This is a genomic window from Bacteroides sp. LFL-34 (assembly GCF_027257075.1).
Taxonomy (GTDB): Bacteria; Bacteroidota; Bacteroidia; order Bacteroidales; family Bacteroidaceae; genus Bacteroides; species Bacteroides ovatus.
Genome location: NZ_JAPQKZ010000025.1, coordinates 86,841 through 100,169, shown reverse-complemented (window position 1 = coordinate 100,169; position 13,329 = coordinate 86,841). Strand labels below are relative to the sequence as shown.

Sequence of the window (13,329 nt, the reverse complement as noted above, 5' to 3'; positions counted from 1 at the left end):
CTTTATCCATTCAGAGTGAGAGAAAGGGGGACATTGTCTCTCTTTCCTCTCTGAAAAATAAATGTTTTTATTGCTTATTATCCGCACCCAAAAAGTTGCATTTATAAGTTGAACTCAAGTCTTTTAAATTGCAGACTCAATAGTGCACTTAAGTAATATTTTTCATCGTGAGATTGCAAAATCGTGAAATAAACAGCATCATATTTAGACAAAGGCAAGCCCATAATAGCCCGGACACAAAGCATGATTCCTTCGTGGTCAAGGCTAAAAATATAAGGCATTTCTGTTTGGGATTCCTCTGTATCTGCTGCCGCAGGTATTATTAAACTAAAACTCATTTATAATCTTTTTTAGTACATCTTTTAAATAATATATTACTATTTCCTCATGTGCATATTGAAGAATACGAAGAAAATTCATCAGTTGGAAAGTTGTATAGTACTCTCTATACCAAGTATAACGGCCAAAGTAAGTATCTATTCTTTTATCTATACTCTCACTGATAACTTTTAAACGTATCTTATCATAGTCATGTATATACATCAGCTGTGACCAAAGATAGGCAGAGTCCTGCCTGAGTTTAACAATATCAAGTAACGGAGATTCAACAAAGGAGTCTAAAAAGTCTATCAAATAATAATTATTACCATTAAACAACATATTGGAAAAAGTCAAATCACCATGGCAGATTCCAACCGGCATCAATATATCATTGGTCATAGAAAATATCTTAGTTGATCTTTTTATGATGGTTTTGATATCCTTATCATCTGCCAATAAGGGGTTTGCTTCGATTTTATCCTGTACATCACGATATTTCTGTCTCAATACATCTGCCGGAATACATTGCAAAGGAGAAACCTGTAACTCCTTTTCTATAAACAAGATAAAAGCCTTTACAAAATAAGAAATTTGTTCAAATCCAGCTGTTTCAAAGTACCCTATAAAATTCTTGGAATACACATATTCCATTTTAATGGAAACTCTATCGGTTTCCTCTTTAATTTCATAAATTTGTGGTATTCTTATATGCTGGTATTCACGTCCATAAGCAGTCTGTTGCTTTTTTGCCTGCTGCACCAAGCGGGAAAAGTATTTCTTGTCATCAGTGCTTTTCAATATGCACAAGTCATCATTCTCCTTTATTATCTCAATGGCACAACCCGAATGTCCTTTTACTTCAATCTCCATAGAACTCTTTTTTTATAAGAATGTAATTGATTCCTGCATCTATCGCCGCTTTCACTCCTACTTCAGAATCTTCAAAAACGACAGCCTCGGACGGATGACATTCAAAATGTCTCAGGATATTCTGATATATCTCTGGAGAAGGTTTTCCTTTGTCAACATCCTCACCGGCAAGTACATAATCGAAAGTATCCAGTACACCAATATGAGCCAATGCATTTATAAGATTCTTCTTACGGGCAGTAGATGCAATGGCAGTCTTTCCGCCAGCCACATGAAACATTTCAATAAAGTGTAATAATGGTTTATTGACATTGAGATAATCAAAGAAGAATGGATAATACACACTTTTCAGCTCTCGGATACGGCTGGATATGTTCACGTCGACAACGCCGACTTCTTTCATAAATTCGTCAAAACGAAAACCAAAACACGCTCTATATTGACTCTCCGACAAACACAGTCCCTGTTCAGCAAAGGCTTTTTGATAAGCCATGTAATTGGCTGAAAAGGTATCGACCAAAGTACCGTCAAAATCGCTTATCAATAATTCAATCTCTGTTCCTAACATTGCAGGTATTGTTTCAGCTCTTCAGGTGTACCATAAGAGTAATATTTTTCCATATTGCAAAGCAAAACCGTTTCGTCGTTTTTCAATAGGTCATTATAGAGAAGTGATACGTAGTATTCCGGCTCTGTGAACGCCGTATCATTCAAAAGTCGATGTGCTGCCTTCAGAAATCCACTTGCTACCGAGAAAAAATAGGCCCCGCACAAAGCATGATTGGATATAACCTTCTTTTCTGCTGTGCAAATTACCCTATTATTCTCATCAACTTCAGCATAACTATATTTAGGATTGCACGATTCAAATGAAACCAAGGCTCCCCCATCTACTTCTGTCGCTGGGCGTGACAATACATTACGAATAGTAGATAAGAATGAGGTGCTTCTAAACTCCAAATCACAATCCATAATGATTACAGCATCTTTTCTGTCTATTGCAGATTCTGCAAGCAGACAGGTTTCAACAGCTCCTCTGGTAGTTTTCTCTACAGAGAACAGATTTGCCTCCGGTAGAATACCCTTAATCTGTTTATCAATTTCATATTCATCAATATGCTCCTGACGGACTATAAAGGAATATTTCATTCGGACATCAGAAATTGCTACACTCTGTATCGCTCTTACAAATAAGGGCATTTCGTTTAGTTCGATAAGAGGTTTGGGGGTAGTCCACCCTTCTTTACGAAAACGTGAACCCTCACCAGCCATCGGCATTATTATATGTAATGGTCTCATCATATTATTCTTTCTTTCCATGCAGTATATAATTAAAACGTTCCTTTTCCATCCAGTCTCCATATTTGAGATATCCATTGATTATGCTTACACAAATAGAATGAGAAATCATTCGATGAGACTCTTTCCAATTCAAGATTCCATTTGTATCTCCATCGTTTCGATTATAGGAATCATATTTAAAAAGGACTGCACTTAAATCTTCCCAATCAACAATCATAAAATAATTCTTTATGCACTCCCAGAAACCTTTAACAGAATCGTCAATATTTATATATTTCGAAAGAAACATCTTGGTTATATAGATTTCTGGTACAACTTCTCTACACATATCTTCTCCGGTACAATATTTATATTCCCTCTTGAAATAGGCAGGAGCATTGGCAATATCACGTTCATTCTGCTTTATATCGAATAAGTTTATGATATCATCCGTATAACCAAAATATAAAAAGTCTTGTAACCAATAAGGCAGGAACAACTGACCGGTTGCCCCCACAAAAGTGACGATTCTACCTTTCAAAGGGACTTTCGTTCCTAATACTGGATAAGCACCTAACAGTGATTTGAGATATTCAAAAGAAAACTCTTTATAGATTCTCAAATCGCTACGGTTCTTAAGCACATATTTAGCACCTAACTCCTTAGCTCGTCGAGCACCTTGCAGAGATGTATATACCTGATAATTGACATTGCCAAACCCACAGGGCTTAAATGTCTTGCAGAGAACGATCTCACACCCTTCCTCTCTGAATTTTTGCAACAGCTCATCGGAAGTAAAGTCCCACGTACTGAGAATAATAATAGCACTCGGAAATATTTTCTTATAAAGTCTAACCGTCTCCAGCGTACAATCATCTTGAATAGCAACAATACCTTGAAGCACAATCGCCAATTCGCCTTTAGAAGTAGTAGAACGTACTTTTGTATCAACATACTTCTTTGTGCTCAAAGGGTACAGTCGATAGCTGCAATAATTAGGATAGATATGGTAAAAAGCATTGCACAAACTACCTATTATACGAAACCCATTACTGTCTATGAACTTGAACAATAATAACTGAATCTTCCAATAATTATTCAAAATCCGTTTTAGTATTTTCTTCATCTATATTCCAATTTATCGTCCTATTTATTCCAAATGCCACACGCTGTATTATTTATAATCCTTTTTAGCTGAACACGCCCTAAAATAGCTTGAAGAAAACAAACAATACTTGGGAATAATACTATTCCCTCAAGTCCGAACCAGTAATAAGATACATACATCGCAGGTAATGCGACAAACGATGAAAACAAATATGCCAACATCTGGATTCTTACTTTACCAGTTCCATTAAGGAGAGTCACATAAATCCCCCCAAAAGTTTGCGCTATCGCAAAAATAGCAAGAGCAGCAGATAGCGAAATGGGAATGTCGACTTCAGAACCTATCCAATATGTATATAAGAAATTAGACAACAACACCATCAGAACAGCTACAGGAATACATAGCAGTCCCATGATCTCCAACTTATTCCTCGCATTCTTCATCCATGTATATTCCTGTTTCACGTAGGCATCGGTAAAAGCAGACCAGAAAGGAGTAAAAACTATATTTACAGACATCACCAAGACATTAAAATATTTATATGCAATGTTATATTGAGTAACAGCCATTGGCCCTGCTACTCGTGAAATAACAATATTAATGAGCTGGAATACAAAAAGCATGGAAATCATAATAATAAAAAACTGTCCGCCCAATCCTACTATCTTTTTGGTCAAAGAAAAATGTACGAAATGGAATGACGGTGAAAGATGTCTGTATCTACCACTCAAGAACATACCAATAGAGATTATTATCAGCAGAAAACATGGTACACCAGAAAAAGCAAATGCCAAAACATCCAAGTTGCCGGGAACGGTTTTTGTCAGAATATAGATACAGATAAAGCCAAATACTTGCCCTAATGTTTGTATCAGCGATGCCAATGCAGGCTTTTGGTTGGCTGTCAGCATAGTGGTAAAAATGCTCGCTACGATGTTCAGGCAGAAAAAGAAGGCCAATATTCCGAATACGATATTCAGTTCAGAAGAATAAGCGGCATCAACATTCAAGATTGCACTCCAATCGACAAAATGATTGACGACTATTGCTATCAAAAATACGCTGGAAAAAAGCAGAGACAAAACTACATAAGTAGTACTGACATATTCTCTGGCCAACTGCATATCCCCCTTGGCTACAGCCTCGGCAAAACGATTGCGAAAGCCATGCGCAAATCCCAAATCAAAATAAGAGAGCCAAGCTACAATAGAACTTAAGGTGAGCCAAATACCATATCGAGTAGGATTGATATAATTAATCGTTAGAGGAACAACCTGTAAAGAAACCAATATACTGATACCTTTCAGAAATAATGAAGCTATAATATTTTTCTTTATAGCAATGCTACGAGAGCTCCCATTCATAAGTTTAATCGCGTAAATGTCTTATTCCCTACTTTCCAAGAAGTATACTAGAACTTCTTTCCAAACACAATACTCATAAACGTCATGAAGAGTATCTTGAAATCAAATCCCCAAGAACGATGTTCCAAATAAAACAGATCGTAACGCAGACGGCGCACCATCTTCTCTAAAGTATCGGTATAGCCGTTATAAAGCGTAGCATACGAAGTAACCCCCGGACGTATCTGAAACAAAAAACGATAACGAGGATCTTCCTTCATAATCTGGTCAATAAAGAATTGGCGTTCGGGACGAGGACCAATAAAAGCCATATCGCCACAGAAAACGTTCCATAATTGAGGAAGTTCATCTAAGTGATGTTCACGGAGAAATTTACCAATCCTTGTAAGACGGCCATCTTTACCACCGGCATAAAGAGCCGGACCATGCTTCTCTGCATCTAGGCGCATACTACGAAACTTATAAATGTAGAATGGGCGACCAAAGCGCCCAATGCGCTCCTGCTTAAAAATAGCTGGTCCACCATCTTCACTCTTCACTGCCAAATAACAAATTAAAAATAGAGGCGAAAATAAAATCATTAAAATTACTGCAATCATACAATCCACTATTCGTTTTACATTCCGTTCAAATCCATTCATTCCATCCGGAATAAATCTCTCATCGTATTCCATCATTATTAATTTTACATTTCTATCTTAAACCTATGGCTAAATTCTTTACCGAATAGTTGCCAACCGATAGTGCCGACTACCGATAAGAATATAAAAATAGTAGTATAAATAAGCAACCCTTTACCAGAAGGCTTCAGTGGTACCACCGCCGGCTCCACCACCGCAAACACAGGTTTCTCCTCCTGCACCTTCGCCCGCGCCATCTGCAACTGCGTAGCCACCTGACTATACACCTGATAAGCCAGCCCCATGTCATTCTGCAAACGTTCCTGTTCGGTACGCACGCTTTGAAGAATTACATTATCATGTGAATCAATATAGCTGGCATATTTCTTCTGAGCAGCATAGTATTCCTGCTGGCGTTCTTTAAATAGTTTTTCCCAATATATACAATCTTCTTTGGCTTTGGAAGTACGGTAATTAATAATGTACTCTTGCAATTTTCTTATTACCGAATCGGCAACCGTAGCTGCCACTTTAGGATTCTGAAAAGTCACGGAGACGGTAGTCATAGATGTTTTCTTATCGATAGAAGCGGTAATAGACTTTTTCAAATGATTGATCTTAGCAGCTTCTTTTTGGGTAAGCTCAATAGTGCCTCGTTTCTCTCTTCCAACGGCACTCACCTCTTCTTCATCATTAAAAATGGACTTTACTCCTTCAATCATAATTCCAGGCGCACCTATCACATAGCTCCACCAAGGAGAAGATTGAGAATCTAAATAAGTATCCAAAGTAGTATTTCCTTCGTTCACTTTCAGTTCTTTCAGTTCTAACAGAAAAGGAGTGGAAGATACAATATCAGCAGAAAGTGAGGTGTTCAAGGCATCGATATCATCACCCATAGTCATTCCACTTCCTAAAAAAGAGGCGGCTAAACCTGATAAACCACTACTTTTTGCAGTACCCATTTCTGGAGATAAAGTTACTTCAACTGTATATTGTTTTGGAATGCTGATAGCGACAATAACACCTATAACTAATCCAATACCAGCTGCTTTATAGATGACTTTACGAATAGCTATGATTTTATGAAGAATTCCCATCAAATCGATTTCCATTTCAGCTGAGTTGGGATTTTCGATTGAGTTGGATTGATTTTCGTCCATTGTATTTTAAATTTCTTTACCTACCACCTCCCCCTAAAGGGCCCCCTCCTTCCACAGAAAGGAGATAGAGACAGTGTTGTCGACTTTAGTTATTTCTTTATTAAGTTAGCAATAGAAGCAACCATCATTCCCAAAGTACTAAACGTAGTAGCATAACCTAAAATATTACCTATATTAGTACGCTTCTTTGATTTACTGGGAACAATTATCTCACAACCCGGTTCGATCTGTTTCTTACCACTACCTTTAACCTTAGTCACCTGACCATTCATATAAACGATGAATTTCTTACTCTTCTTCGCATTTTCAGAATAACCACCAGCCTGATTCAGATAATAATCTATATTCTCACCCTCTATATAAGAAACTGTATTCGGAACCATTACGGCACCATTGATCGTTACTGTATTATTATTTTTCGGAATAGAAATCACATCACCTTCACGCAAAACAATATCTGCTGTACTTCCAGGATTGGTTAATGCCTTTTCCAAGTCAATACCAACACTAAAGGTATCTTCCACACGAACACCCAAAGAGTCCATCATAGCCTCACCCAACTGTCTGCTCATCAAGCGGATCACATCACTCATGCGTTTCTTTTCACTTGCATTGGCCACACGAGTCAATTTGGCACCACGTAAGTAGGCATAGTTCGTTGCACCTCCAGCTTTATTGATCAAGTCCGAAAGACGTTCTTCACGACTGGTCATTGCATAAGAGCCTCCGAACAGAATTTCACCTTCAACAACCACATTCTGTTGAGCCTGATACCCCGGACTACGACGTACATAAACTTCATCATAAGGTTGAAGGACAAAGCCGGGAGTTCCATCTACAATAAAACCTTCTTTTAGGGAGAATGTATATATCTGGCCGATAGTATCATTATCTACTGTACTGCGAGGATTCTTAATTCTACGGGATACATCTACACGAACTACAGAAGCGGCTTCACGCAATCCACCCGCCTGAATAATCAAGTCTTCAAGGGTCATGTTATCCGCATAAGGATAAGAATCCGGTTTGGCTACTTCACCATGGATTACGACGTTGCCTCTGTCTTCCAGGTCATGAATACTAGGAATATAAAGGATATCGTTTTTCATCAGGATGATGTTTTGGGAAGTACCGTCCATGATAGCTTTAATGTCTACTGGAACAACTTCGGTAGTCAAGTCCTCACGCTGGCGGTAGAGAACGGCACGGTTCAAGAAGGCATCACCGGTCAGGCCTTGAGCTTCGTTTACCAGTTCACGGACTGTATTCAGTTTTCCATTCAACTGGTAGATGCCGGGACGATAAACAGCTCCACGGATTTCAAGTTTGTTGATGAAGCGGTTAAGGATGGCTTCGGCGGTCACAACATCACCGTTTCGCATTTTATAGACACTATAGTCAAGGTCTTTGACTGTGTTTACTTCATATTCCTGTCCATTCTGGCGTACGACACGTAAGGAACGGGTGTAGGCGTCGGCTTCAAAGCCACCGGCATAACTGATAAGAGTGGATAGACTCTCATCCTTTTTCATTTCGAAACGCATTGGGCGTTTCACTTTTCCGTCGATCTTAACCAATACGTCATAGGCAGGGACTATTACTACATCGCCTTCCTGAAGCCGGATGTCATCCTGAATGTTTCCTTTCATGATAAATTGGTAGACGTCGATCGTGGCGATATTTTTGCCGTTACGTACCAGCTGTACATTGCGAAGGCTTCCTATGTCACTGACTCCACCCGCACGGTAAAGTGCATGGAAGACTGTAGCAAAAGAAGAGAGGGAGTAAGTACCCGGTTGGACAACCTCACCCATTACATTGATCTGGATAGTACGTATGCTGCCCAAAGTCAGACGGATGTCAGAGGTGGGATCATTCGCATTATTAAGACCATTATATATCTTGTTTAATGTCTTTTTGAGATAGTCATTGGCTTCAGCAATAGTTAGTCCGTTCAGGTTGACAGGACCTATTTTCTGAATGTTGATCGTGCCGTCAGGAGAAATCTGTTGGCGGATAGTGTTCTGGCTGGCTCCCCAGATATCAATAATCACTTCATCACCGGGACCCAGACGATAGTTCAAGGGAGTGGCGATGTTGACGCTCGGTTCAAAAGTCAGGTTACGGGTATTGAAGATGTTTCGTCCGAAAACCTGGTTCCCACGTGCGAGGTCTTGAGTGCTCGGATGGTCTTCCAGCATATCGGAGGTGTTTTCTTTCATTTCCTCACGAAGGCGTGATTCATTGACATCGGTACCCGTTGCATTGGAAGCATTAACATTGTTTTGTTGTTCATATAGTTGCTTCACACGAGTTGCCTGTTCTTTGGTCACACCCCTACGTGCCAGTTCAGAGGCTAGTTGTTTCTGCTCTTTACCCTGGCGAATACCATCCTTTACATATTCAAGAACTTGAGAGTCGCTCATATTTTGAGCCATTAAGGGAGAAAAAACTCCCAGTATCAAAAATAGAAGAAGAGTCCGAAAAAGCGTTTGTATTTTCATCGATCAATTCAAATTAGAAAAATTAGCCCACATGAATGTCTGCAGATTCAACATAACCAATAGGCATATCTACACAGGCACAGCCAAGCATATTTAACCGAACTGCTATTTTACTTTTACCATCAACACTGACCAATTCACCAACCAGTCCAGTCAAAGGTCCTTTCACGACACGAACTTTTTCACCACGTGCCAATGGAGAACTATTCATACAAATAGCTTCTTCTGAATAATCAAGCATAAAACGGAAACGAGCCATCTGTTCATCAGGAATCACTGCTGGAGTACTTTCTCCACGCATCACCATATAACGGCTCACTGTAGAAAAGCTTAGAACTTCTTTACGTTCAGATGGATCAGCATGAACAAATACCATCATTGGAAGAAGAACAGATTCAACTATCTTACGACGGTCGCTCCATTGATGAATTTCCTGCTGAACGGGAACAAAAGAATCAATTCCCATCTTAGATAAACGCTCGGCAACTTTCTTCTCGTGGTGCATTCGAACGAGTGCTACATACCAGCGTTTTGAGTGTGCTACGCCTTCCCCTGTCCCACTACTAGGCCCGGCATTTACTGATTTCGGTTTCGTTAAAATCATATTTTTTTACCCCATGTTCATCCGTTACTTCTTAGGTAACAGACAATACATACACGAAACGCATACTACAGTGAAAATAGAAATCACATACATGACAAAGGCGTAGAAAATGGAAAAGCCTAATATTCAATAAGAAAACTATTGAATTAGGCAATGAAAAAGTATAGAGCATGGAAATAAGATTATTTCATGTTCAGACAGTTTTTTGCTCTATGTTTCAGATAAAACGAAAAAAAGTGGAAGAATATTTGCTTACTATTCGTGTTTTTGTCTATCTTTGCGTCAAATTTAAGTTCTGTTACCTAAGAAGTAACACACACATTTTACTTCTGATTATCAATATTTTATATATCTACCATCTGTCTACACAACAGTTTCTCACGTAAGATAAATTCCCTTTATTCACCTCCGTACGTTCTTTAAGTCCGAAGCCTTTCAAATAGATTTGTGTGGTTTTTATAGATTTGTGTCCCAATGATTCACTAATCATTTCAATCGATACTCCCCGATACTTCGCTGTCGTTGCCCAAGAATGACGAAGTGTGTAAGAAGTGACAGGAGACTTCAAACGTAAAGCTCTCGCTAAGTCCTTTAAACGGTTGTTAAATCGACGAAGGGCAGACTGGTATTCCCGATAAGCCCTTTCATCCGTCCGTTTCTTATCACTACTAAGAATATCAAACAGATAATCCGGAGAATCCGGATGAGAATCCTGATTACTACGAAGCCGGTTAATCATTTCCTTTGCAGTATCAAGTATTTCCACACTCATCGGAGTTTTAGTCTTGATACGGTTATACCGTAACACATTCTGATCTAAAGCTGATTTCTCCAGATGAGCTAAATCCGCGAATGACATTCCACAGAATTGAAACATCAAGGCAGCAATAGCCTGCGTACGACGCAAACGCTCCGATTTGGGATCCTCATACAAAAGTCTACGTAATTCACCGATAGGCAAAGCTTTCTTTTGGCGAACATCTACTCCCGTATAAACATCATGAAACAATCGGGGTACGTAAGGTGCACTACCTGCTTCCACTCCTCGATTATAAATACAACGAAGCATACGCATATACGTAGAAATCGTATTAGGCTTCAAGCCACACTCATAAAGATACTGCCCGTAACGTCGTAAACGCTCGCGGGTGACCTGTCTGAACGACACATTGGACGTGCCACAAAATTTGCTAAAAGAGAAGATAGCATTCTTATAGACATGCGCTGTAGAATGCCTTCCTTCCTTTCGCAAACGACCGATGTAGAACTCTGCACATCGGCTAAACCCATTTTTGTTCATCATTTGCATCACTAGTTATTTTATATATGCCATTTGGCAAGCGGCAAAAAAACAAATCTTTTTGCATACCTGACACGTACTTACTAGATGCAGTCCTATTTTTTATCATTTTTAACTTTATTACAATCAGCAAATTATGACAGTAAAAATGGTATCACTATCATTGCTGCGCTGACAAATAAACGGTAAAAGAACTAAAAAAATATCCGGATGCGCACAAAAAGAACATCCGGATATCACTCTCTTTTTACCTTCTGACTAATTACCTTTCTGAATAGTTTGCCAGATTGTAACATACCGGCTTAGTGCTATTACCTACACGGTAAATACCGAACTTGAAGTAATAACCATCATCGTCGTTACGTCCAATCATGATTTTTTCATTGTCTACAATGTGTTTACTAACCTTTTTCCCTTTTTCCTGATAGTCCATCTGCACATCGAGCATACCTGGTTTTACAATCGTTTCCGCCTCTTTGCCATAGACTGTCCAGTCGATATGAATGCGGAATGTAATCCAGCAGTCTTTCGGAAAATCGGCATAAGGCATTTTGTAAGCAATGGTCGATGCTTTATAGTCTGATGTTACAGGTTTCATGATCGGTGTTTTTTCGGGATTTGCGTTGCAACGGTCGTCTTTATCCGTCAGCCACTTACGGTCGGAATTTGCTTTGATATAGAACCATCCACCGGAGAACCCGAACGCCAATGGAGGATAGCCTCCTTGTTCCACGAGCCATCCGTTGGCCTTTCCGGCCTGATATACAGGATTTCCTTGTTTGTCTTTCACCGGATTACCTTGTTTATCCAGCTTGGCTACTTTCTCGTGCCCTTCATTCTTTTTAAAGATCGTAGTCTTTTCCAGTTCAACGAACTCGTCAATCGTCAGTTTCTTCACTTCGCCCTGTGGAGTTTGTACCAATGTACGATCCGGCATCCCATGCCATTGGGCAAAAATTGTCGAGACATCGCTACCCAATGAAGAAGGAATATATACGGCAAACTCATAGTCGCGGGAAGCTCCTTGCGGACAAATACCTTTCCCATGATGATATACAGTTTTGGTAATCTGTGCTTTCTGATAAACATCGGCAGGCAGGCCTTTGAAATCATCGGAAGTTGCATAACAATAAGAAAATTCCGCACGCCCTTTTGTTTCCCCTTTGGCATATCCTGACAGGGTGTTATCATCTTCCTTCAATTCAAAACGATAGGAAGGCTTACCGTTGAACATACGTGTAAAGTCGCGTTGAATTGCATGAGGCTTTTTAGTCCCTACTGCTACCCAGCAATCGTCTATAATTTGATTGACGCGTGCCGAATCCGCCTGCACGTTTACCCGTTCCGTAAGCGGAACCAACGTTTGTGTATCTTTGGTTTGAGCGGTCAGTGCCGTACATCCTACTGCTACCACACAGATAGCAAAAATGTTTTTCTTCATTCTATTCGGTATTAAGTTTGTTGACGGTGCAAAAATACGAAAGGCAACCTCATCGGCTGCCTTTCTTTTGTCTCAAATGTTCTCACATTTGTGTAATTTTACTGTCAACACCCGCCTACAAACTTAATTGGGGGCTTCATCGTCATAATCTTCTTCAAGTATATCTACTTTCTGTATACTCATTTTTCCATCGGCAGTGATCGTTATGGAAAGCGGCATATACAAATCTGTCTGCGGATAACAAACACTTGCGGCATAGACAATCCCCTGCGGAGTGGTCTTGTCATATACAATGCCTTCCAATATAGACTTAGATAGGAAGTTCGCATCGACTACCGATGAAAAATCATTCTTGGTAAAGGTCTTGTTCAACACGGTTTCATTACCACGAGTCAGGTGCAACACTATTTTATTGTCGACATAGGTATCTCCCAGCTCGTTTGTCACATGGGGCAGATTTTCATCCGGAGTACGCGAAACGAGGGAATGATAATCTTTCCCCTTAAATTTAAAGTCGGTTTCGCTCTTAGACGTCTGCATACGCTGCAATCCGTGAGCATCCACACTGTCTATCATCGCCAATGTCGACGTATTATCTGAAGATCCTTTTTTACCGCCACATGCACTCACAGCCACTGCCAACGGCAATAAAAGCCAATAAATTAGTTTTCTCATACGTAAGTTTTCTGTTTATAAATAGATAGCAAAGGAACAAAAAGAGCGGGATATTTACAAGTGTAACCGACATTTTTC

The 13,329-nt window shown here is 39.6% G+C and carries 13 protein-coding genes; all 13 read right to left on the bottom strand.

What is annotated here, in order from left to right; genetic code table 11:
- Positions 1-101: 101 nt before the first annotated feature.
- The 13 genes from N5O98_RS15815 to N5O98_RS15755 all read right to left on the bottom strand — a co-directional run bounded on the left by N5O98_RS15815 (position 102) and on the right by N5O98_RS15755 (position 13,251).
- On the bottom strand, positions 102-338 hold the full coding sequence (locus tag N5O98_RS15815; protein ID WP_269495819.1) for a hypothetical protein: 237 nt from the start codon (positions 336-338) through the stop codon (positions 102-104).
- Positions 328-1,191 (bottom strand): phosphotransferase, encoded by an 864-nt coding sequence (locus N5O98_RS15810; protein ID WP_004305760.1) that lies wholly within the window; start codon positions 1,189-1,191, stop codon positions 328-330. Before N5O98_RS15810 ends, N5O98_RS15815 begins: the two co-directional genes overlap by 11 nt.
- Complete coding sequence (locus tag N5O98_RS15805; protein ID WP_004305759.1) at positions 1,181-1,759, bottom strand: HAD family hydrolase; 579 nt, start codon at positions 1,757-1,759, stop codon at positions 1,181-1,183. The genes N5O98_RS15810 and N5O98_RS15805 overlap by 11 nt, the downstream gene beginning before the upstream one ends.
- Positions 1,753-2,493: a glycosyltransferase family 2 protein gene (locus N5O98_RS15800; RefSeq protein WP_229065849.1), complete on the bottom strand. Its 741-nt coding sequence runs from the start codon at positions 2,491-2,493 to the stop codon at positions 1,753-1,755. The genes N5O98_RS15805 and N5O98_RS15800 overlap by 7 nt, the downstream gene beginning before the upstream one ends.
- 1 nt (position 2,494) lies before the next feature.
- On the bottom strand, positions 2,495-3,598 hold the full coding sequence (locus N5O98_RS15795; protein ID WP_004305757.1) for a WavE lipopolysaccharide synthesis family protein: 1,104 nt from the start codon (positions 3,596-3,598) through the stop codon (positions 2,495-2,497).
- A 20-nt stretch (positions 3,599-3,618) separates the two neighbouring features.
- Positions 3,619-4,944 carry an oligosaccharide flippase family protein gene (locus tag N5O98_RS15790; RefSeq protein ID WP_004305756.1) on the bottom strand — a complete coding sequence of 442 codons (1,326 nt, stop codon included), beginning with the start codon at positions 4,942-4,944 and terminating at the stop codon, positions 3,619-3,621.
- A gap of 47 nt (positions 4,945-4,991) precedes the next feature.
- Positions 4,992-5,618 carry a sugar transferase gene (locus N5O98_RS15785; protein WP_004305755.1) on the bottom strand — a complete coding sequence of 209 codons (627 nt, stop codon included), beginning with the start codon at positions 5,616-5,618 and terminating at the stop codon, positions 4,992-4,994.
- 11 nt (positions 5,619-5,629) lie between these two features.
- Positions 5,630-6,727: a chain-length determining protein gene (locus N5O98_RS15780; protein ID WP_004305754.1), complete on the bottom strand. Its 1,098-nt coding sequence runs from the start codon at positions 6,725-6,727 to the stop codon at positions 5,630-5,632.
- Between the two features lie 89 nt (positions 6,728-6,816).
- On the bottom strand, positions 6,817-9,231 hold the full coding sequence (locus tag N5O98_RS15775; protein ID WP_215667640.1) for an SLBB domain-containing protein: 2,415 nt from the start codon (positions 9,229-9,231) through the stop codon (positions 6,817-6,819).
- Positions 9,232-9,253: 22 nt separating this feature from the next.
- On the bottom strand, positions 9,254-9,835 hold the full coding sequence (locus tag N5O98_RS15770) for a UpxY family transcription antiterminator (protein ID WP_022199920.1): 582 nt from the start codon (positions 9,833-9,835) through the stop codon (positions 9,254-9,256).
- 352 nt (positions 9,836-10,187) lie between these two features.
- Positions 10,188-11,138, bottom strand: a complete 951-nt coding sequence (locus N5O98_RS15765) for a tyrosine-type DNA invertase cluster 3b (RefSeq protein ID WP_004325372.1) — start codon at positions 11,136-11,138, stop codon at positions 10,188-10,190.
- A gap of 259 nt (positions 11,139-11,397) precedes the next feature.
- A complete protein-coding gene (locus N5O98_RS15760; RefSeq protein WP_004312455.1) occupies positions 11,398-12,576 on the bottom strand; it encodes a heparin lyase I family protein in 1,179 nt (392 codons plus the stop codon).
- Between the two features lie 123 nt (positions 12,577-12,699).
- On the bottom strand, positions 12,700-13,251 hold the full coding sequence (locus N5O98_RS15755) for a DUF4738 domain-containing protein (RefSeq protein WP_004312456.1): 552 nt from the start codon (positions 13,249-13,251) through the stop codon (positions 12,700-12,702).
- Positions 13,252-13,329: the final 78 nt, after the last annotated feature.